Annotated in this window: 18 protein-coding genes; 12 read left to right on the top strand and 6 right to left on the bottom strand. The window is 62.7% G+C overall.

Going from position 1 to position 21,079, the window contains the following annotated elements; genetic code table 11:
* Positions 1–3 precede the first annotated feature (3 nt).
* The 8 genes from N7650_RS02375 (at position 4) to N7650_RS02340 (ending at position 8,941) form a co-directional block, all read left to right on the top strand.
* Entirely contained in the window at positions 4–819 is an 816-nt protein-coding gene (locus N7650_RS02375; protein WP_279896963.1) for an ABC transporter permease, read from the top strand.
* Positions 816–2,297 (top strand): 2Fe-2S iron-sulfur cluster-binding protein, encoded by a 1,482-nt coding sequence (locus N7650_RS02370; protein ID WP_279896962.1) that lies wholly within the window; start codon positions 816–818, stop codon positions 2,295–2,297. The genes N7650_RS02375 and N7650_RS02370 overlap by 4 nt, the downstream gene beginning before the upstream one ends.
* Positions 2,294–3,463: an FAD-dependent oxidoreductase gene (locus N7650_RS02365; protein WP_279896960.1), complete on the top strand. Its 1,170-nt coding sequence runs from the start codon at positions 2,294–2,296 to the stop codon at positions 3,461–3,463. The genes N7650_RS02370 and N7650_RS02365 overlap by 4 nt, the downstream gene beginning before the upstream one ends.
* A 92-nt stretch (positions 3,464–3,555) precedes the next feature.
* Positions 3,556–4,347 (top strand): IclR family transcriptional regulator, encoded by a 792-nt coding sequence (locus tag N7650_RS02360; protein ID WP_009399642.1) that lies wholly within the window; start codon positions 3,556–3,558, stop codon positions 4,345–4,347.
* A gap of 104 nt (positions 4,348–4,451) precedes the next feature.
* Positions 4,452–5,486: a zinc-dependent alcohol dehydrogenase gene (locus N7650_RS02355; protein ID WP_279896957.1), complete on the top strand. Its 1,035-nt coding sequence runs from the start codon at positions 4,452–4,454 to the stop codon at positions 5,484–5,486.
* 48 nt (positions 5,487–5,534) lie between these two features.
* Positions 5,535–5,894, top strand: a complete 360-nt coding sequence (locus N7650_RS02350) for a RidA family protein (protein ID WP_009399638.1) — start codon at positions 5,535–5,537, stop codon at positions 5,892–5,894.
* Between the two features lie 41 nt (positions 5,895–5,935).
* A complete protein-coding gene (locus tag N7650_RS02345) occupies positions 5,936–7,435 on the top strand; it encodes a CoA-acylating methylmalonate-semialdehyde dehydrogenase (protein ID WP_279896954.1) in 1,500 nt (499 codons plus the stop codon).
* 75 nt (positions 7,436–7,510) lie between these two features.
* The gene (locus tag N7650_RS02340) at positions 7,511–8,941 is read left to right on the top strand and encodes an aldehyde dehydrogenase family protein (RefSeq protein ID WP_279896952.1); all 1,431 of its coding nucleotides are present in this window, start codon (positions 7,511–7,513) and stop codon (positions 8,939–8,941) included.
* 128 nt (positions 8,942–9,069) lie between these two features.
* On the opposite strand, the gene N7650_RS02335 is transcribed toward N7650_RS02340, so the two are convergent.
* Entirely contained in the window at positions 9,070–9,852 is a 783-nt protein-coding gene (locus tag N7650_RS02335; RefSeq protein ID WP_279897128.1) for an EAL domain-containing protein, read from the bottom strand.
* A 185-nt stretch (positions 9,853–10,037) separates the two neighbouring features.
* Here N7650_RS02335 and N7650_RS02330 point away from each other — a divergent pair, with 185 nt between their 5' ends.
* Entirely contained in the window at positions 10,038–11,189 is a 1,152-nt protein-coding gene (locus N7650_RS02330) for an alpha-hydroxy-acid oxidizing protein (RefSeq protein ID WP_279896950.1), read from the top strand.
* A gap of 41 nt (positions 11,190–11,230) precedes the next feature.
* Here the strand turns inward: N7650_RS02330 and N7650_RS02325 are convergent, their stop codons facing one another.
* Both N7650_RS02325 and N7650_RS02320 read right to left on the bottom strand, forming a co-directional pair.
* Positions 11,231–12,706 carry an aldehyde dehydrogenase family protein gene (locus N7650_RS02325; protein ID WP_279896948.1) on the bottom strand — a complete coding sequence of 492 codons (1,476 nt, stop codon included), beginning with the start codon at positions 12,704–12,706 and terminating at the stop codon, positions 11,231–11,233.
* A 76-nt stretch (positions 12,707–12,782) separates the two neighbouring features.
* Positions 12,783–13,691, bottom strand: a complete 909-nt coding sequence (locus N7650_RS02320; RefSeq protein ID WP_279896946.1) for a 2-dehydropantoate 2-reductase — start codon at positions 13,689–13,691, stop codon at positions 12,783–12,785.
* Positions 13,692–13,921: 230 nt separating this feature from the next.
* Between N7650_RS02320 and N7650_RS02315 the strand changes: the two genes are divergently transcribed.
* The 3 genes from N7650_RS02315 (at position 13,922) to N7650_RS02305 (ending at position 17,171) form a co-directional block, all read left to right on the top strand.
* The gene (locus N7650_RS02315) at positions 13,922–14,941 is read left to right on the top strand and encodes a carbon-nitrogen hydrolase family protein (protein ID WP_009399621.1); all 1,020 of its coding nucleotides are present in this window, start codon (positions 13,922–13,924) and stop codon (positions 14,939–14,941) included.
* An 82-nt stretch (positions 14,942–15,023) separates the two neighbouring features.
* Positions 15,024–15,917, top strand: a complete 894-nt coding sequence (locus N7650_RS02310) for a transporter (RefSeq protein ID WP_279896944.1) — start codon at positions 15,024–15,026, stop codon at positions 15,915–15,917.
* A 27-nt stretch (positions 15,918–15,944) separates the two neighbouring features.
* Positions 15,945–17,171 (top strand): MFS transporter, encoded by a 1,227-nt coding sequence (locus N7650_RS02305; RefSeq protein WP_279896942.1) that lies wholly within the window; start codon positions 15,945–15,947, stop codon positions 17,169–17,171.
* Positions 17,172–17,226: 55 nt separating this feature from the next.
* Here N7650_RS02305 and N7650_RS02300 read toward each other — a convergent pair whose 3' ends face one another.
* The 3 genes from N7650_RS02300 to N7650_RS02290 form a co-directional block, all read right to left on the bottom strand.
* Entirely contained in the window at positions 17,227–18,201 is a 975-nt protein-coding gene (locus N7650_RS02300; protein WP_279896940.1) for a helix-turn-helix domain-containing protein, read from the bottom strand.
* Between the two features lie 151 nt (positions 18,202–18,352).
* Positions 18,353–19,630: an OprD family porin gene (locus tag N7650_RS02295; protein ID WP_279896938.1), complete on the bottom strand. Its 1,278-nt coding sequence runs from the start codon at positions 19,628–19,630 to the stop codon at positions 18,353–18,355.
* A 106-nt stretch (positions 19,631–19,736) separates the two neighbouring features.
* A complete protein-coding gene (locus N7650_RS02290) occupies positions 19,737–21,071 on the bottom strand; it encodes an aromatic acid/H+ symport family MFS transporter (RefSeq protein ID WP_279896936.1) in 1,335 nt (444 codons plus the stop codon).
* Between the last annotated feature and the right edge of the window lie 8 nt (positions 21,072–21,079).

Genomic DNA, 21,079 nt, shown 5'->3' with positions numbered 1-21,079 from the left:
ATCATGACCGCATTCAAGCAAACCCTGATGGCTGCCCTGCGTGGTTCCTGGCTGTACATGCTGGTGTTGGCGACCATGCTGTTCCTGGTCCTGCCGACCCTGATCGTGATCCCCATGTCGCTGTCCGATGCGCGCTACCTGAGTTTTCCGCCCAAGTCGCTGAGCATCGAGCCGTTCTTCAGCTATTTCGCCTCCCTGGAGTGGCGCAGCGCGACGGTGGTGTCGCTGATCACCGCGACGCTGACCATGCTGCTGGCCACCACGCTGGGCACGGCGGCCGCCTATTCGCTGCATGTCACCCAGTCGCGGCTGACGGGCGTGCTGCGCGGCCTGCTGATGGCGCCGATGATCGTGCCGACGATCTTCATCGCCATCGGCCTGTTCTTTGTCTATGCCCGCATGGACATGAACAACACCATCCCCGGGCTGGTGCTGGCGCACACGCTGTTGGCGCTGCCTTACGTGGTAATCAACGTCAGCGCCGGCCTGCGCAGCTACGACATGACCCTGGAGCAGGCCGCATGCATTCTCGGGGCGACCCGGCTGCGGGCGTTCTTCGACGTGACGTTGCCGCAGATCCGCTTTTCGGTGATCGCCGCCGCCATGTTCGCCTTTGCCATCTCCCTGGACGAAGCGGTGATCTCGCTGTTCATCAGTGGCGGTGACAGTTCCACCCTGACCAAGCGCATGTTCAGTTCGCTGCGCTCGGAGATCGATCCACTGATCGCGGTGGTAGCGACACTGATGACGCTGCTGTCGATCAGCATGCTGTGCATCAGCATCATGGCCCAGCGCAAGGCTCGGAGGGCGGCGGCATGAGGGGTGTCGACCTGCGGCTCGAACACGCCAGCGGCGAGGTGGTCGGGTTCTTCTGGAACGGTCGCCCGGTTCAGGGGCGCCGGGGCGAAAGCCTGGCCACGGCCTTGTTGGCCAACGGCATCAAGGTGCTGGCCTGGACGCGCAAATCCCATCGGCCGTTGGGCTACTCGGGCAATTACCTGAGCGGCGTGCTCGCGCGGGTGGATGGCGTGCCCAACGTGCGTCTGGACTTGTTCCCGGTGGCGGCCGGAGTGCGGGTGGAGATGCAGAACTGCTGGCCGAGCCCGGCGTTCGATGTGTTGCGCCTGTCGCGGCTGATTCCGTCGGGCTGGATCCAGGGCGGCTTCGAGCACACCAATGTTGTGCCCAGTGGCACGGCGTTGTTCCAGCGTTGGGAAGCGATCCTGGCGTTTCTGGCCGGGTCGGCCAGGCCGGCCACCCACACCGGGGAGGTCGCAGTGCCGCCGGCCCGTCGCTTGAGCGCCGGGCGCCTGGTGATCGGTGGCGGGCCCGCCGGCTGCGCGGCGGCCAACGAGGCGGCTGCGCAAGGCCTGGATGTGGTGCTGGTCACCCGTGGTCATGACCTGGCGCGGTATGCCCGGGCCGCCGGGCTGGCTCGGCCAGTCCTGGACGAGCGGGTAACGCTGGTCACGGGCGTCGAGGTGTTTGGTGCCTACCGCGAGGGCGAGCTGCTGCTGGGCGCGCCCCACGACCCACGCCTGGGTGCGCTGGCGCTCGAAGCCGAGGAGATTGTCCTGGCCACCGGACGGCGCGCCTGCCCGCCGGTGGTCCCCGGTATGTGGCTGCCGGGGGTGATGGAGGCACGCACGGCCCTGATCATGGCCAGTGAGCAGGCCGTGGCGCCGGGCGAGCGGGTGGTCGTGGTGGGCAATGGTGATCAGGAGGCATTGGCCAGGCGCTTGCGCCAGTTGGGCGTGAACGTCGTGGCGGTTCGCCCGTTGGGCGACTTGCGCCGTGTAGCGGGGCGCAACGGGGTCAAGGCAGCGCACTTTGCCGAGCGCATTGCCTGCGATGCGCTGGTACATTCCGGCTCTTGGCTGACAGAGGCCAGCCTGACCTTCCAGGGCCGCGCCGAAGGCTTGCTGCAGTTGCGCGAGCAACGCCCTTGCGACTGGCAATTGGTGGGGGCCGCTGCCGAGCCGGACCAGCCGGTGCCCGTAGCGGCGCCAGCGTCCCGTCACACCTTGTTGTGCCCGTGCTTCGACGTGTCCAGCCATGAGGTGCAAGCGTTGATAGAGCAGGGCATCACCGATCTGGAAGTGATCAAACGCCTGACTTCGTGCGGCATGGGCCCTTGCCAGGGACAACCCTGCTGGGATTCGCTGCGCGCCTGGGTCAGTGCCCGAAGCGGTATCGCCCTGGAGCTGCTGGCCAGGCCGACGCTGCGCCCGCCACGCCGGGCCCTGAGCGTCGCTCAGGCCGCGGGCCTGGCCGATGTAGTCGAGCCTTTGAAATGAATACGCCTAATCCTTTGCCTGCCAAGGCATCGATCATCATTGTCGGCGCAGGGATCCAGGGCCTGTCGCTGGCGTTTAATCTGGCGGAACTGGGCGTGCGCGACATACTCGTGCTCGACGCCGGCTACTGGCAGGGCGGAGCCTCGGGCCGCAACGGTACGCTGATTCGCGGTGCCTTCAGCTCTCCCGAATGGACACGTTTCTTCGCCCATTCCTGCGAATTGTGGCAAGGCCTGTCCAGGCGCCTGGGCGAGAATGTCATGTATTCCCGCCGCGGCTACACCATGGTAGGCGAGCGCAGTGCCACGGCCGGATTGCTCGACCGCACGCTGGCCGTGCACAAGGAATGCGGGATCCATTCCCACCTGCTGACACCGGGCCGGTTGCGTGAAGTGCTACCCGCCCTGGCCCATGAACGGGTGAGCGCGGCGTTGCACCTGCCTGACAGTGGCGTGGCGCCTCACCACGCGGCCATGCATGCCTATCGCCGGGCGTGCGAGGCCCGGGGCGTAAGCATTCACTATCGCACCTGCGTCACCGCCATCGACCAGAGCGCCGGGCGGGTTGCCGGGGTGCGGGTCGGCGACCAGCGGATTGCCAGCGACACCCTGGTACTGGCCGGCGGTGCCCAGAGCAATGCCCTGGCGCAGATGGCCGGAGTACCGCTGGATGGCTACCCGATGCGCCTGGAGGCCATGGCGCTGGAACCCACGCGGCCCCTGATCGGTCCGGCCGTGGCGTTGCTGGATCGGCTTTGCTATATGCATCAGACCGCGCGCGGGGAAGTGGTGGGAGGGGCCGAGGTGGCCGAGCGCCCGCAACACACTCTGAATGCCGATGTGCCCGTGATGGCCGCCACCGCGCGTGCGTACCTGGAGATGTTTCCGCAACTGGGTCACGCGCGGATCCTGCGCCAATGGGCGGGGCTGGTACACATCTCCAAGGATTTCGGGCCGCTGCTGGGCGCCCATCATGCGTTGCCGGGGCTGTTTGTCAGCGCTGGCTGGTGTTACGGCCACGCAGGCGCCCCGGCTGCCGGCGAGCTGTTGGCCAAGGCAATTGTCAGCGGGCAGGTGGACGAGCGCATGCGCCCGTTCGCCGTGGACCGATTCGAACTGAACCGGCCAGTGGTAGAACCTGGCATCGTACTGAGTCATTTCGAATGAGCGAACCAAACGGGTACCGTACGCCCTCGAACCCGCATAACCTGAAACGTACCGTGATGCGTATGCCGATGCTGCAGAATAAGGATAAATCCATGAGTTCCCTGGAAGACTCACCACTTTTCATCACTGCCCTGTCGAAAGGGCTTTCGATCCTGACGGCATTCCGAGCCGGGCGGCCGAGCATGAGCCTGGTCGAGCTGGCCGAACACACGGGGCTGAACAAAAGCACCGTGCAGCGTTCCGCCTTTACCCTCGAAGCGCTGGGCTATCTGTACAAGGAGCCGGTGACCAAGCGTCTTCGCCTGGCGCCCAAGTCACTGGACCTGGGCACCGGCTATCTGCAGACCAGCGAATTGATCGAGCGCTCCAATCCGTACCTGCATGAGCTCAACCGCAATGTCGAGGAAAGCTGCAACCTGCTCGAACCCTGCGGGTTGGACATGCTCTACGTGGCACGTTTCCCAAGCCACAAGCAGATCGCCATCCACATGCCATTGGGCCGGCACCTGCCCATGTACTGCACATCGGCGGGCCGTGCTTACCTGGCAGCGCTGCCGGAGGACGAGTCCGACGCGATCCTGATGGCCTCCGAGCGTCAGGGCTATACCGCCAGCACCGTGACCGAACTGGACCAACTGCGTGCGTTGGTCGCCGAAGCCCGCAGCGCCGGGTATGCCTATGCTCAGGAAGAGTACTTCGCCGGCGATATCAGCGTTGCCGCCGCCGTGGTCAATGCCGATGGCTATCCGTTGGGCGCGGTCAATATTTCCGTGCCGTTCAGCCGCTGGACCCTCGAGGACGCGCGTAGCCAACTGGCGCCCAAGGTCATCAACACCGCCCGAAACATAGCCAGCGCGACGCGCAGTTTACGCCCCGTGGGCTGACGCCCCGGGGAACCCCCTTGCACCCGAACACCCTGCTGCCGGCCCTGGCCGGCGGTATAGGTGCCCCATTGCCCGAAACCCAGGCGTACGTGAAGGAGAGAGTTATGAGTCAGACCATGAAGGCTGCGGTCCTGCACGCTGTAGGTGAGCCGCTGCGTATCGAGCAAGTGCCCGTTCCTAAGCCGGGCCCCGGCGAAATCCTCATCCGTATCGCGGCCTGTGGCGTGTGCCACAGCGACCTGCATGCGATTGATGGCGACTGGTCCGCGTTGCCGACCTTGCCGCTGATCCCCGGTCATGAAATCACCGGGCATGTGGCGGCCCATGGTGCCGGGGTCAGCGAACCGCCGATCGGCGCAGCCGTCGGCATGCCGTGGATGTACAGCGCGTGCGGCACCTGCGAGTTCTGCCTGGGCGGCATGGAAACCATCTGCGCCCAGCGCGAATCCACCGGCTACAGCAAGCAGGGCGGCTACGCCGAGTACATGGTGGCGCCGGCAGGCTTTGTCGCCACCATCGAGCCTGGGGTCGATCTCTACGCCCTGGCGCCCATCCTCTGCGCCGGAGTGACCACGTACCGGGGCCTGAAGCGCTCCCGCGCCCGGGCGGGGCAGTGGGTGGCGGTCATGGGCATCGGCGGCCTGGGCCATGTGGCGGTGCAGTACGCCGTCGCCATGGGCTTGCGGGTGGCGGCCATCGATGTGTCCGCCGACAAGCTGGAGCTTGCACGCAGTTACGGCGCCGAGTGCCTGGTCGACGCCCTCGACAACCCGGTGGAAACCCTCAAGCGGCACATTCCGGGTGGGGTCCACGCGGTACTGGTGACGGCCACTGCCAATGCCGCCTTCGAGCAGTCGGTGAAGATGCTGCGCCCTGGCGGCACGGCGGTGTTCATCGGCTTGCCCGGTGGCGATGCCGATACGGTGCGCGCATCGATCTCCAGCATCAGCGGCTGGGAGCTGTCCATCACCGGCTCGAACATCGGCACCCGGCAGGACCTCAACGAGGCGGTGGCCTTCGCCGCCCGCGGCCAGGTCAAGGCCCAGGTCAATCTGGAGCGCCTGGACGACATCAACGACATCTTTGCACGCATGCGCCAGGGCCAGTTGGTGGGTCGCACCGTGCTGAAAATTGCCTGAGCTATTTACCTTCCCAACAGCATTCACCTCCCCAACAGGAATCACGTCATGACCATCACTCGTCTGCAACCCAACCCCGGCCTGCTCAGCCACGCGCTGGTGCACAACGGCATCGTCTACATCACCGGCCAGGTGCCGGCCGACCGCACCCAGGATGTCTCCGGGCAGACTGCCCAGGTCCTGGCGCGGATCGATGCACTGCTGGCCGAAGCCGGTTCCGACAAGTCGCACATCCTGTTCGCGCAGATCTGGCTCAAGCATGCCGTGCAGGACTTTGCCGCCATGAACGCCGTGTGGCGCGAGTGGATCCCGCAAGACGCGCTGCCGGCACGGGCCACGGTGGAGGCCAACATGGCGGCGGAGAACATCCTCGTCGAAATCGCCCTGCAGGCAGCGGTCAAGGCCTGACCGGCCCCTGAACAGCCGGCTTTCGGCATCGGAGAATATGCATGAGCAGTATCGTTCCTCATCTCATCAACGGTGTGCGGGTCCAGGGGACCGGGCGCACTGCTGACGTCTACAACCCGTCCACCGGCACCGTGGTCAGGCAGGTGGCGCTGGCCGATGCGGCCACCCTGCAGCAGGCCATCGAGGCTGCCAGGGCTGCCTTCCCGGCATGGCGTAACACGCCGCCGGCCAAGCGTGCGCAAATCATGTTCCGCTTCAAGCACTTGCTGGAGCAACACGAAGCCGACATCGCGGCGATGATCAGCGAAGAGCACGGCAAGACGCTCGAGGACGCGGCAGGCGAGCTCAAGCGTGGCATCGAGAACGTGGAGTTCGCCTGCGGCGCACCCGAGCTGCTCAAGGGTGACTACAGCCGCAATGTCGGCCCGCACATCGACGCCTGGACCGACCTGCAGCCGGTGGGTGTGGTCGCCGGCATCACGCCGTTCAACTTCCCGGCCATGGTGCCGCTGTGGATGTACCCGCTGGCCATCGTCTGTGGCAACTGTTTCATCCTCAAGCCTTCCGAGCGCGACCCCAGTTCCACCCTGTACATCGCCGAACTGCTGATCCAGGCGGGGCTGCCCGCTGGCGTCATGAGCGTGGTGCATGGCGACAAGGAAGCGGTCGACGGCCTGATCGAGTCGCCGCACGTCAAGGCGCTGAGCTTTGTCGGCTCCACGCCCATCGCCGAATACATCTACAGCGAAGGCACCAGGCGCGGCAAGCGCGTGCAGGCCCTTGGCGGGGCGAAGAACCACGCGGTGCTGATGCCCGACGCCGACCTCGACAATGCCGTCGGCGCGCTGATGGGCGCGGCCTATGGCTCTTGTGGCGAACGCTGCATGGCGTTGTCGGTGGCGGTCTGCGTGGGCGATGCGATCGCCGATGCACTGGTGGAAAAACTGGTGCCGCAGGTGCGCGCCTTGAAGATCGGCGCGGGCACCTCGTGCGGCCTGGACATGGGGCCGCTAGTGACCGGCGCTGCGCGGGACAAGGTCAAGGGCTACATCGACGCAGGCGTCGCCCAGGGCGCCACGCTGTTGGTGGACGGTCGCGACCTGGTGGTGGCCGGCCATGAACAGGGTTTCTTCGTCGGCGGCACGCTGTTCGACCGGGTGACCGCGCAGATGAGCATCTACACCGACGAGATTTTCGGCCCGGTGCTGTGCATCGTCCGCGTGCCGAGCCTGGAAGCGGCGATGCAGTTGATCAACGAGCACGAATACGGCAACGGCACCTGCATCTTCACCCGCGACGGCGAAGCGGCCCGGTTGTTCTGCGACGAGATCGAGGTGGGCATGGTCGGTGTCAACGTGCCGTTGCCGGTGCCGGTCAGCTACCACAGCTTCGGTGGCTGGAAGCGTTCGCTGTTCGGCGACCTGCATGCCTACGGCCCCGACGGTGTGCGTTTCTACACGCGCAAGAAAGCCATTACCCAGCGCTGGCCGCGCCGTGCCAGCCATGAAGCCGCCCAGTTCGCGTTCCCCAGCAACGCTTGAGTGGCCAAGGCCAGGTCAATCCTGCCGCGTGGGCGATGAGCCTCACGCGGCGTCCTGCTCACCGTGGAGACAACTATGAACAACGCATTGAAGTTTTACATCGACGGCCAGTGGGTAGCCCCGCAGGCCGCCAGCACCCTGGACGTGATCGATCCTGCCACCGAGCAGGCGTTCATCCAGATCGCCGTGGGCGACGCCCGGGATGTCGACAAGGCGGTAGAGGCCGCTGCCCGGGCCTTCCCGGCGTTCTCGAATACGTCCGTTGCTGAACGCCTGGCCCTGCTCAAGGAAATCCTGCGGGTGTACAACCTGCGCTACGAAGACCTGGTCAAGGCTGTCAGCCAGGAGATGGGGGCACCCCTGCATTTTGCCCGTGATGCGCAGATCTGGAGCGGTCGCGCGCACCTGGAATCCACCATCAGCGCCCTGGAAAACTTCCGGTTCAGCGAGCAGCACGGCGCCACTCATGTGGTGCGCGAGGCCATTGGCGTGTGCGCCCTGATCACGCCGTGGAACTGGCCGCTGAACCAGATCGTCTGCAAGGTGGCACCGGCCATCGCCGCCGGCTGCACCGTGGTACTCAAGCCCAGCGAAATCGCGCCGCTCACCGGCATCATCTTTGCCGAGATCCTGCATGAGGCCGGCGTGCCGGCGGGGGTGTTCAACCTGCTCAACGGCACCGGTCCCGACGTGGGCCAGCACATGGCCAGCCACCCGAAAGTGGACATGGTTTCGTTCACCGGCTCCACTCGCGCCGGCATCATCGTCGCCAAGACGGCGGCCGATACCGTCAAGCGCGTGGCCCAGGAACTGGGCGGCAAGTCGGCCAACATCCTGCTCGAGGACGCCGACCTCGACGTGACGGTGGCCAAGGGCGTGCAGGGCTGTTTCTCCAACTCCGGGCAATCCTGCGACGCGCCGACCCGTATGCTGGTGCCGGCCAGCCTGCATGCCCGCGCGCTGGAGATCGCCAGGCTGACTGCCGGGCAATTGGTCACCGGCAGCCCGCTGGACGAAAAAACCAATCTCGGGCCGGTCATCAGCGAGGCACAGTTCAACAAGATCCAGGGGCTGATCGCCAGCGGCATCGAAGAGGGCGCCACGCTGGTCGCCGGCGGCCTCGGGCGGCCTGACGGGCTGGACAAAGGCTATTACGTGCGACCGACCGTGTTCGGCAACGTCACGCCGCACATGACCATCGCCCGCGAGGAAATCTTCGGTCCCGTGCTGTCGATCATGCCCTATGACACGCTGGAACAGGCGATCGAGATGGCCAACGACACGGTCTACGGCCTGGCGGCCTACGTGCAGTCACGGGATCTCGAAAAAGCCCGCGCCGTCGCCGGTCGCATGCGGGCCGGCTCGGTCTACCTGAACTACCCAAGCTGGGACACCTTCGCACCCTTCGGTGGCTACAAGCAGTCGGGTAACGGACGCGAGTATGCGGGGTGGGGTATCCATGACTTCCTGGAGATCAAGGGCATCGTCGGCTGGGGACAGCAGTGACTCGCCGGCAGCTCGCTTGATCAGCAAACCCGGGCGCGCTTCAAGGTGAATGAAAGATGAAATGGCTCGCTGCCGGTGACGGTCAGCGGGCTTTTTCGTTCATGGGGTTTCCAGAGGCCAGCCAGCGTTCAGATCAGCTCCGTTGGCATCGATTGCAATACGCCGATGCTCGGTTTCGCGAACAGGTACCCCTGCATCAACTCGATACCCAGTGCTGCAAGGGCGTCTCGTTCCTCGCGTGTTTCGATACCCTCCGCGATGACGGTGATGCCCAGGCGCCTGGAAACCAGGACGATCCCTTCGACAATGGCGCGTCGCACACTGTCCTGGCCGATGCCGCGGGTCAGCGCCATGTCGATTTTCAGCACCTGGGGCTGGAACATGGCCAGCAGGTTGAGGCCCGAATACCCCGAGCCGAAATCATCGATTGCCGTGGTGAATCCCTGGCGCTCGTACTCCAGAAAGATGGATTTCAGATGGTCGGGATCCTCGACCTGCTCACCTTCGGTGACTTCGAACATGATCCGGTCGATGGGGAATGCCCATTCACTGGCGGCTTCCAGCGTTGCGCGGACACAGGTCTCGGCGCGGTAGACCGCGTTGGGAAGAAAGTTGATGCTCAGCTTGCAGTCCGGTATCGCCGGCATGCCGAGTTGTGCCGCCAACTCGATCGCCTTGACCCGGCACGCCTGGTCGAATCGATAGCGGTTGGTTTCATTGACCCTGGCCAGGATGCTGGCTGCGGACTGCCCATCAAGGCCCCGAACCAGAGCCTCATAGGCATAAGGCTTTGCGGTGGTGACATTGAAGATGGGTTGAAACGCCATGGTGAAGTCGAATCCCAGGCCGTCAGGGTTGCGGCACTCGGCACATCCGATTGGCTTGAACGGTTTTAGTGGGATGGTTCGCATATAGCCAATCTCGTGGGTTCGGAATGTCGACCAGCCTCGCACAGGGTCTTACAGGTCTCCAGGATTTTCCTGCTCGACCCGGACTGCAAGGGAGGTGATGGATTTATAGACTTGATTTATATCCCAATCGTTCAGTATTGATTTGATTACTTTTTTCCAGTTTCTAGAATCGACTCATTCTGGCCTTGGCCTACTTTGAGGTTGATATGAGTCCAGTTTTCAATGTTGCGGGTTATCGTGAACTTGCGCGCCGGCGTCTGCCTCGGATGGTATTCGACTACCTGGAGGGTGGTGCCGATGACGAGAAGGGCATGGGACGTAACCTGAGTGCTTTTGACCGACTGGAGTTCCTCCCTCGCCGCCTGGTGAATGTTGCTGAAAGGAACCTTGGCTGCGAGGTTTTTGGCCAAGCGCAATCTTTACCCTTGATGGTTGCACCCATGGGGCTGAACGGGGTTTTCTGGCCGAAGGGCGACCTTGAACTTGCACGTGCAGCCAAGAGGGCTGGAATCCCTTTCATTCTCTCCACCGCGGCCAATGCATCGATCGAGGAAGTCGCCGAGAAGGTCGGCGGTGATCTTTGGTTCCAGTTGTATGTTGTGCACCCGACCCTTGCAGACCGCCTGGTAGCCCGTGCCCTTGACGCAGGCTACCGAACCCTGGTGCTGACCACCGATGTGGCGGTCAACGGCAAGCGTGAGCGTGATCTGCGCAGCGGGTTCGGCCTGCCGTTCAGATATACCCCCAGGGTGATTCTCGACGGTATGCTGCATCCCCGCTGGTCCATGCGTCTGTTGGCAGGAGGGATCCCGCAGATGGCCAACTTCGCAAGCGATGAGGCGTGCGATGTGGAGCTGCAGGCTGCGCTTCTGTCGCGAAAGATGGACGCTGGCTTCGATTGGGAATCGTTGAAAAGACTGCGTCGGATCTGGCCCCATCGTCTTCTGGTCAAGGGCATTCTTCATCCTGCAGACGCATCCCGTTGCATCGAGCTCGGCGCAGACGGTGTGATCCTGTCGAACCATGGTGGCCGCCAGCTTGATTCAAGTTGTTCACCGATGGCTACGCTCGAGCGGATCGCACTGGCGCACCCTGGCAAGGTACTTATAGACAGTGGATTCCGGCGCGGGTCCGATGTGGTGAAGGCGCTTGCGCTCGGAGCGAGCGGCGTACTTGTCGGGCGCCCCTTGCTTTATGGACTGGCGGCGGCCGGCGAGGAGGGGGCGAGCAGCGTGCTGGGCATTTTCGCTGATGAAATAAGCCGAACCCTGGCCAACATGGGCTGTGCATCAGTAGTGGAACTGTCTCCCGAGCATGTGGTGCGCTCGTTCTCTTAGCGGTGTAAAGGGTGCCCGCGAGGTCGGGCACCCAGGTTTGTTCAGAAGGGATAGCGACGCGGGCCGCCTTGCACGCTGATCCAGTGATCGGTGGTGAACTCCTCGATTGCCCAGTCGCCGTTGAAGCGGCCGAGTCCGGAATTCTTTTCGCCGCCGAACGGGGCGTGGGCTTCGTCATTCACCGGGATGTCGTTGACATGGGTCATACCTGCCTTGACCCGGCGAGCGAAACGCACCCCACGCTCCAGGTCGCCGCTGAAGACCGCGCTGGACAGCCCGAACTCGCTATCGTTGGCCAGCTCCAGTGCGTGGGCTTCATCGCGGGCACGCTGGATACCGACCAGGGGCCCGAATATCTCTTCACGGGCGATTTCCATATCCTTGGTCACATCAGCGAACACATGGGGCGGCAGCAATTGGCCTTGTACCTCGCCTTCGACCACCGTCCGGGCACCTTCCTCCTTGGCGCGTGCGATCTTTTCCAGCAGGCCTTGCAGCTGTTTGGCATTGATGATCGGGCCGACCACGGTATCGGCATCGTGCGGGTTGCCAACCTTCAATGCTTTTACTTTTTCGGCGTAACGCTGGACAAAATCGTCATGGACCGCGTCTTCGACGATGATCCGGTTGATCGCCATGCAGATCTGTCCCTGATGAAGGAACTTGCCCATCACCGCGGCGCTGGCAGCCTGTTCAAGGTCGGCATCGGCCAGGACCACGAACGGGCTGTTGCCACCCAGTTCGAGCGCCACATGCTTGAGGTGCTGCCCGCCTGAAGCCAGGCGGCCTATGTTCAGGCCGACCGGGGTCGAGCCGGTGAAGGAAATGAACTTGGGCACCTCGTGTTCGACGAATTCATTGCCGATCTTCGATCCTGCACCCACCACGACGCTGAGCAGCCCGGCCGGCAAGCCCGCCGCTTCGTAAAGACTGGCCAGCAGCAGGCCGCCGGTAACCGGGGTATCGCTGGCAGGCTTGATCACCACTGCGTTGCCCAACGCCAGGGCAGGCGCCACGGAGCGCTGCGACAGGTGCAGGGGGAAATTCCAGGGGCTGATCACACCCACTACACCTAGGGCCTCGCGGTACACGCGGTTTTCCTTGCCGGGTACGTTGGACGGCAGTATCCGGCCATGCACCCGGGCCGGAAACGAAGCAGACTCCAGGGTAATGCTGCGGGCCGCGCCCCATTCGATCTGCGCCTTGATCCTGGTGCTGCCAGACTCGCGGATGATCCAGTCGATGATCGCTTCGCGGTGCTCGTCGAACAACTGCACCACCCGGTGCATCACCGCTGCCCGCTCGGCAGGGCCTGTGGCGGCCCACTTCACCTGCGCTTCGGCGGCCTTGCGATAGGCTTCGTCAAGGTCATCGCGATCCGCCTGGACAATCTCCGCCAGTTGGCTGCCATCGAACGGGTTGGTGACTCGCAGCACGCTGCCGTCACGGCCGTCTCGCCACTGACCGGCAATGAATTGTTGATTGAAGGCTGGAAATTGATTGGCAAGATGAGTCATGGGTTACCTCTTTTTATTTGAATGGGACGCATCGCTTGATGAGTCGTCGGGAATTCCGTCAGCAGCCTCGAGGGATTCAGCCTTCGCTGACTTTCACCAGGTTGTACAGGGCCTGCAGGACGGGCGTTGCTACCCCAAGGCGCTTGCCCTGGGCCACCACTGCCCCATTGATGAAATCAATCTCGGTTTTTCGCCCTGCCTCCAGATCCTGCAGCATCGACGGCTTGTGTTGCTGGTGATTGCGCAAGGCGTGGTCCACCGCCGCGTTGACGCGCTCGCTATCGACCGCAATCCCGTTCGCCCGGGCAACGGCCACCGTTTCCGCAAGGATGCTGGCCAACACTTGCCGCCCCTGCTCGGAGCTGCCAACCGCACCCACAGTCTGGCGGGTAACGGCACACACCGAATTGAGGGCTGCGTTAAAGGTAACCTTTTCCCAGATCGCTACCTGCACCTGTGGATCGGCCTCGCAAGGCAAGCCAGCTTGACTGAACACAGCGGCCACTTTCTGGACCACCGGACTCTCTTTGCCGCTGTAGGACCAGAGGTTGACGTGGCCTTCGCCATGGCTATGAACCACGCCAGGCGCCACCAGGTCCGCAGGCAGATTGGTCATGCCCACGATCACGCGTTCGGCAGGCACCACGCCGGCAATCAGTTCGGCGTTGCCCAGGCCATTCTGTACTGACAGCGCCCAGGTGTCGGGCCCGACCAAATGGCGCACCGAGTCGATTGCCGCTGCGGTATGAAAGCCTTTGGTGAAGATCACCAGCAAATCAAAGTGGCCTGACAATTGTGCTGCCCGAGCAATCGGCACCTGCACGGTCGTTTGCACATCGGGAGTATCAAGGCGCAACCCATGCCGACTGATGACTTCGATAGCGTGATCGGAGGCTTCAACGAACGAAACATCTTGCCCTGCCAATGCCAGACGCGCCCCAAACAACCCGCCCATGGCGCCCGCACCAACAATCGCAATCTTCATCGCTGTTCCTCCGAGTGAATAAAAACACACTGTAAGAACTCGCCGGATATCTCACAAATAAATAATTGAGAGTGAAAACATAGAAGGTATTTATGGGGGTAGGGCCATCCGCTGTTCCAGGTCTTGACTCCGAATTTGCTACGCCCAGGCAACTTTTGCGCAACGCAGGGGAAAAAGCGCGGCAAGCCCGCTCCATAGAATGAGGCTGCACTTACCCAAAGGAGCCTGCGATGCCCATCAATCATCCAACCTACCGCGTTGCCGCTGTTCAGGCGGCCCCTGAGTTTCTTGACCTCGAAGCTACCGTAGAGAAAGCTGTCGGCCTGATGCAACAGGCCGCTAGCGCAGGCGCAAGCCTGGTTGCATTTCCCGAGAACTTCTTTCCCGGCTACCCCTTCTTTCTCTGGCTAGGTTCGCCTGCCTGGGCCATGCAGTTTATCCAGCGCTACCACGACAACTCGCTGGTCATTGACAGCCCGCACTATCAACGCCTGTGCGAAGCAGCCAGGCGCCTGGGGATCTACCTGTCCATCGGCTTCAGCGAAAAATCCAACGGCAGCCTGTATATGGCCCAGGCGCTGATCGACGATCAGGGCAAGACCCTCAGCACCCGACGCAAGCTGAAGCCGACACTGGTAGAGCGCAGCCTTTTCGGCGAAGGCGATGGCAGTGACCTGAGCGTGATCGACACGCCACTGGGTAAGGTCGGTTCGCTGTGCTGCTGGGAACATGTGCAGCCGTTGAGCAAATACGCGCTGTTCGCCCAGCACGAGCAGGTGCACATCGCAGCCTGGCCGAGCTTCTCGCTCTATAGCGGGGTCGCCTACGCCCTTGGCCCTGAGGTCAACACGGCCGTGACCCAGACCTACGCCGTGGAAGGCCAGTGTTTCGTGGTGGCGCCCAGTTCCGTGGTGAGCGACAGGATGGTCGAGTTGCTCTGCCACAACGAAGAGGCTCGGCAACTGCTGCCATCCGGAGGTGGCCATGCCCGAATCTTCGGGCCCGATGGCTCGCCTCTGGCCGAGCCACTGGATGAACACCGCGAGGGGCTGTTGCTTGCGGACATCGACCTGGGTGTCCTGAGCCTGGCCAAGCTCGCCGCCGACCCGGTAGGCCATTACTCACGCCCGGATGTCACCCGCCTGCTGCTCGACAACACACCTCGCCGGCCCGTTCAGCTCGGCACCTTCGCGCAATCCGACGCAGTCGCGCCCACCAGGAACCCCGACGAGGTTCAGCCAGACGCCTGAGACGGCACAGCACATAAGAATTCAGCCGTCACCGCCCGTCCTTTTGCTCACTGCCAATAATAAATCTCCGGAGCAATTCATCATGAAAGCCCGCAAAGGCATGACCGTCTTCACCACCCTGAGTGCAGCCCTGACAGTGTTGGCCCTGGCCAACAGCAACGCCGTCGAGGCAGCCGTGCTATCAACCGACCCTGGTGACTATGTCGCCTTGCCACCCGGTACCGAGCTGGGTCTTCTGTATTACCAGCACGCCGAACGCAACCGCATCAAGGTTGACGGCCATACCGTGACCCGTGATTTTGGCCTGGACAGCGACATTGGCATCGCTCGCTTCGTGCACTGGACCACCTTGGGCGGTTTCACCGTGACCCCGCAAGTCATACTGCCCTTTGGCCATCTCGACTTGGGCGGCAGCCGTGACTACAGCGTCGGCGGCGCCGCAGACCCCATGGTCGGAAGTGCGCTGTGGTTGGTAAACGATCCCAAGCAGGAGCGCTACCTGGCCATCGCCGGTTATGTCGGTATGCCATTGGGTAGCTATGACCACGACGCCCCGGTCAATCTCGGTGAAAACCGCTGGAAAGGCATGGTTCATCTTGCCTACGTGCAGGCTCTTTTGCCTGACACGCTGTACGCAGAGTTAACCCTGGAGCATGACACGTTCGGCAATAACGATGACTTCTTCGGCCAGACGCTGCGCCAGGATGATGTCTTCGAAGTGCAAACGCACCTGCGCTATGTCTTCAACCAGCAGAATCAGTTCGGTGTCAGCTGGTTTCACACCACAGGCGGCGAAACCCACGTCGGCGGCGTGGCCCAGAACGACACGACCCGTACCCAGCGCTATCTGCTGACCTGGCAACACTTCCTGCAACCGACCCTGCAGATACAGACCCAGTTCGGCCAGGATCTCGATGTCGTCAACGGCGCCCAGGAGAAATACCGGGTGAACCTTCGCATCGCACACGCCTTCTGACGCCCCACTCCTTTGTGAGCATTGACCATGAAAAAACTCTCTTACGAGTGGAAGCTGGTATTCCTGCTGGCCGTCCTGTTCGGGATCGTCGGCCTTGACCGGTTTGTCGTTCTTTATCTGTTCCCCGTCATCATCCCGGAGCTTGGGCTCAACAACATCCAGGCCGGTGCCATCGCTTCCGTGCTGGCGTTCACCTGGGCAATCTCGACCTGGGTCCTGGGCAGTATGTCCGACAAGTACGGGCGCAAACGGGTGCTGATCTACTCGACGTTGTTCTTCTCGCTAATGACGTGGATGACCGCGATCGCCAAGAGTTTCACCAGCATGCTGGTGATCCGAGGGTTGCTGGGTGTCGGCGAAGGCGGAGTGTTCAGCACCAGCGTCGCGGCCATTGCCAGCGCCTCCACACCCGAAAGAAAGGGCCTCAATCTAGGCATCCACCAGGCCTTCTTCCCGCTGCTGGGGATCGGGCTGGGGCCGATCATCGCCACCCAACTCAATAACTACATGCCATGGGAGATGGTCTTCATCGTGGTGGGCGTTCCAGGCGTGCTGCTAGCCTGGTGTCTGGCCAGGTTCATGCGTGAGCCTGCACGTGACACGCCAGGCGCTCACAGTGCTTCAAGCGATGGCGCCTTCGCGGCGCTGCGTTACCGCAACATCTGGGTGGCCACCGTGGTCAGCTGTTGCTTCCAGACGGGGCTGTTCGTCTTCTCGACCTTCGTCGCGCTCTACCTGACCCAGGTGATCGGCCTGGAGCTGAGTACGGTCGGCCTGATCGTTTCCGGCTGGGGCTTTGGCGGTTTCTTCGGCATGATCATCATGCCGGCGCTCTCCGACCGTCTTGGCCGGCGCCCGATGATGATTGGTTGTGCGGCGGCCTACAGCGCGCTGATGCTGATGTTCGCGCTTTATCCGCTTCCCCCGGCCGGAATGTTCGCATTGTTGTTCATCGCAGGTGTGTTCGGCTTCGGCATCGCGCCGATATTTCTGGCAATTATCCCCGCGGAGACCGTGCCCTCGCGCATGACCGGCAGCGCCGTGGGTATTCCGACCTGCGTCGGGGAGATGCTCGGTGGCGTGCTCATGCCCATCGTGGCGGGAGGACTGGCTGATGCATTTGGGCTGCAATATCCGATGATGATTGTGGGGATCGCCTTCGCCGCTATCGCCATCGTCTCGTTCGCGTTCATTGAAACGGCGCCGCGAGCCATGGCCAGCGCATCGGTCATTGGGAATGCCGAACCGCTGTAGTGAAGCCTTGGCCCCGCTCGTATGGCTCTCGCCAGTGAGCGGGGCCTGCAAGCCCTTACCTGGCGGCTAGCGAGAGCGTGCGATATTCACGGGGAGATAGGCCCAGATGACGCTTGAATACCCGACTGAAATGCGCATTGCTGGAGAAGCCCCAGCTGTAGGCGATATCACTGATGCTGCGGTCACGCAGGCAAGGGTTGGCCAGCGCCATACGGCACAGTTCCAGACGCTTGCCCCAGATGTACTCGCTCACCGAGACCGGTTGCCCGGAAAACACCCGGTGCACGGAACTGACAGACATCTTCAGCTGCTCGGCGATCCATTCGACACTCAGCAATGGCTCGGCCAAATGGTTGTCGATCAGGCTCTTGATGCGCTCAAGGTGGAACTGCATGAGGCGGGTGCACGCCGGGTCAGCCTCGCCCTTGCCCAATGACTGCAGACCCAGCGAGAGCATTTCCAGCAGCGGCCGGGCCATGGCATCTTCACCAAATTCGGCGGCATGCTCCTGCTCTTCGAACAGCGTCAGCATCAGGCCGCCAATGATGCGCCCCATGGTACTGGCGGTGGTCAGAGGCTTCGACACGGCACGCTCTGCGGCAGGATTGTAAAGGCGCATGGTTTCCTGAGGGATGCGTAGCGAGCACATGCGAAACGCACGGGGCAGTACGACCTTGTAGGGGCGGCGAGTGTCATACAGCACGATGTCACCTGCACCTACGGCGCAGCGCCGGTCGTCCTGGGTAAGTTCGCACATGCCATGGGTAATCAGGCTGAGGATGAAATAATGCGGGTCGTTGCCAGCGCTGACTCGACGCTCGACGCTGTGCGCACTTGCCTGGAGGTCGATCAGGTCGAGGCTGCCAAAACGGCTGTGCTTGAGATGCGCCTCGAATCCACCGGACGCTGCGTTACTGGAGAATCCATCCAGTTGGCAATCGAGCTTGACGAAAAATCGGCTACTGATGTCGTCCCAGAAACCGCTGCGCTCTGAAGCCGGGACACAGGTGGTTGAGATGGAGATCGTCATGGCGGTTACCTGGAGAATGACATAACGAAAAACCTGCAAGATATGGTCCGCTGTAACGGCTGGCCTCGTTGCCCAAAGCGCGCGAGCGGTTAAGGCAACGATGATGCGACGCTCAGTCAAGCGACCCGTTGGTAAAACGATCGCTAAGCGATCAGAACCTCCAGGTGTAGGTGGTGATAAGGCGATTTTCGTCGTAATCGACTCCCGACACCCTGCCGCTGCCGTAACGCGTCTTCACGTCAATGTTGCGCCATTCGAAGCCGAGCCCCTTGAGCGCACCGCTTTGCAGCACATAACTCACGACAAAATTGCGCTCGCTTTCAACGTTCTGGTCCAGATCGTTGTTGCCTCGATCGATACCGCTACCCCGTAGATAGCGGGTCATGAACTTCAGGCCCGGCACGCCCAGGGCCGCGAAATCATAGTCATAGCGCAGTTGCCAGGAACCTTCGTTGGCCTTGAAGAAGCCGACCGTCGACCAGTTGACCAGCCAGGGCTGCGGTGCATAGCCGTTGAACAACGGGAAAGCACTGTCGCCGAGCATCCGCTGATAACCGACACCAAAGCCATGGCCGCCGGTCTTCAGCGTGGTCATGGCACCGTAACTCTTGTTGTCGATCTCGCCATACAGCGCTTGGCCGTCCTCACGATTCTGGTAATAGCGCAGCTCGGTCTGCAGCGTGTAATCCGCAGACAGCGCCCAGCGGTTGGACAGACCCAGGTAATGCTGCTGATAGATATCCTCGAGCTGACCGTAGAAGTAGGTCGCCGACAGGTCAGGGGTGAACTGGTAGGTAGCGCCGGCAAAGTTAAGGCCGTCGCTGGGGCGCCTGATGTTGGCGCCGTTCATCAGGTAGATCCGCTCCCGGTTTGAGGATTCACGGGTGGCGATCTTATCGATGCGTCCCGCTGTCAGGGTCAGGCCGGCCCATTCCCGTGACTCCAGCATGGCGCCCTGGTAGGTGGTGACCAACTGGCGCGAGTCGTCGATATAGGCCACCGGCAAGCGCGGGCGCAGTTCACCGACGCGCAGCTCGGTCTGCGAATACTTGAGCTTGCCGGTCACCCCGGTACGGCCATAGTCCCGTACCTGCTCGCCCTTGCTGGCGTCGTAGGGGATCACGCTGTCGGGGCCACGCCCGCCGCCACCATCGAGGCGATAGGCCCACTGGGTGCTGGTTTCCAGGCCGAACTGGAGCGGGCCTTCGGTGTACCCGGAGGAGAGGCGCAGATCGAAGCCTTGGGTCCAGCTACCGATCCGCGACCTGGGAGCATCCGACTGTTTGAAGTCGCGGTCGATGTAGGCATTGCGCAGCCCGAGGACGACGCTGCTGTCATCGAGGAAGTCGGCCTGGGCGTAAAAGGCCGGCGACAGACAGGCACAGCCCAGCAGCCAGGCGCTGTGGCGGGGAACAGGAGAGTGACGCATGAAGGTACCTATTATTGTTGTCGAAATGGCACGATCCATCGGGCCGCTCGGGGACGAGCGGCCACTGTTGGCAAGGTTTTCAAGCGGAAGAGGCTTGCGAGTCAGCTCAGTGCCGGGCTTCCAGCGCCCGACCCGAAGCAGCGGAGCCTGCGACGTTGCGCTGGCGGATCATGGCAATGGCGAGGATCGCCACCACACCGGGCACGGCGCAGAGGATGAAGTTGAGCTGCAGCGGCAGGTTCAGGCTCAGCATCAGACCGCCCAGGGCAGGCCCGGCCACCCCGCCGAAGCGGCCGATGGCCGAGCACCAGCTGACGCCGGTAGAGCGGATCTCGCTCGGGTACTGCTGGGCAGCAAAGGCATGGATCACCGCCAGGGTACCGATGGTCGTGGCCCCTGCCACCAGCAGCATGGCATTGAGCAACAGCGGACCGGGCTTGATGCCCAGGGTGCACAGCGACACCACCGCAAGCAGGAAGAACAGCATCAGCGTAGGCTTGCAGCCCCAGCGGTCGGCCAGCCAGCCGCCGCCCAGCGCGCCAAAGGTAGCGCCGATGTTCAGGGTGACCAGGAACATCAGGCTCGAACCCAGTTCGAAACCGCCGGCGACCATGATCTTGGGCAGCCAGGTGTTGAGCCCGTAGACCATCAGCATGCACATGCCGAAGCCTAGCCAGAGGAACACCGTACCCACGCCGCGACCTTCGGCAAACAGACGCGAAAGCGGTGCCGCGGAAGAGGTCCTGGGTGGGGCCTCGAAGCTGACGTTGCTGGTATCGACCTGCGGATCGATACGGGTGAGCAGATGGCTCGCCGCAGCGCGGTCCTTCTCCAGCAGATAGTGCAGCGATTCGGGCAGCTGCCGCGCCAGCCATGGCAGGAGAAGCAGCGGTACGCCACCGATGATGAAAGTCGCCTCCCAGCCGTAGCGAGGGATGATCCACATCGCGACCAGCGCGGAAATCATCGCGCCGATCGAGTAGAAGCTGAGCATGATGGTGGTGAGGGAGCTGCGGCGTGATGTCGGCGCAAGGTCGTTCATCAAGGCAACGATGTTGGGTATCGCGCCCCCAAGGCCTACGCCGGTGATGAAGCGCAGCAGGGCAAAGCTCGGTGCATCCCAGGTGAAGGCGGTCCCCAAGGCACACAGGCTTGCGAGGGCGATGGAGCCGATGACCACCTTGCGCCGCCCAAGCCGGTCGGCCTGCGGGCCAACCACGACGGCGCCGAACATCATGCCGAACAACGCCGCGCTGCCCATCCAGCCGGCAACCACCGGCGTCAGTGCCCATTCTTCCATCAGGCGCGGTACGACCGAGCCGTAGATGACCAGGTCATAGCCATCGAAGAGCATGATGAAAGAACACCAGAACAGCAGGGTGTAATGAAGTTTTCCGAGGGGCGCGCCCCCTGCGACGTCCAGCGCACGTTTCTGGGTCATGGTTTTGT

This window comes from Pseudomonas sp. GD04058, assembly GCF_029836855.1.
GTDB classification, from domain to species: domain Bacteria; phylum Pseudomonadota; class Gammaproteobacteria; order Pseudomonadales; family Pseudomonadaceae; genus Aquipseudomonas; species Aquipseudomonas bharatica.
Note: the sequence above shows the minus strand (reverse complement) of the source record. Positions and strands in the feature narration are given on the sequence as shown.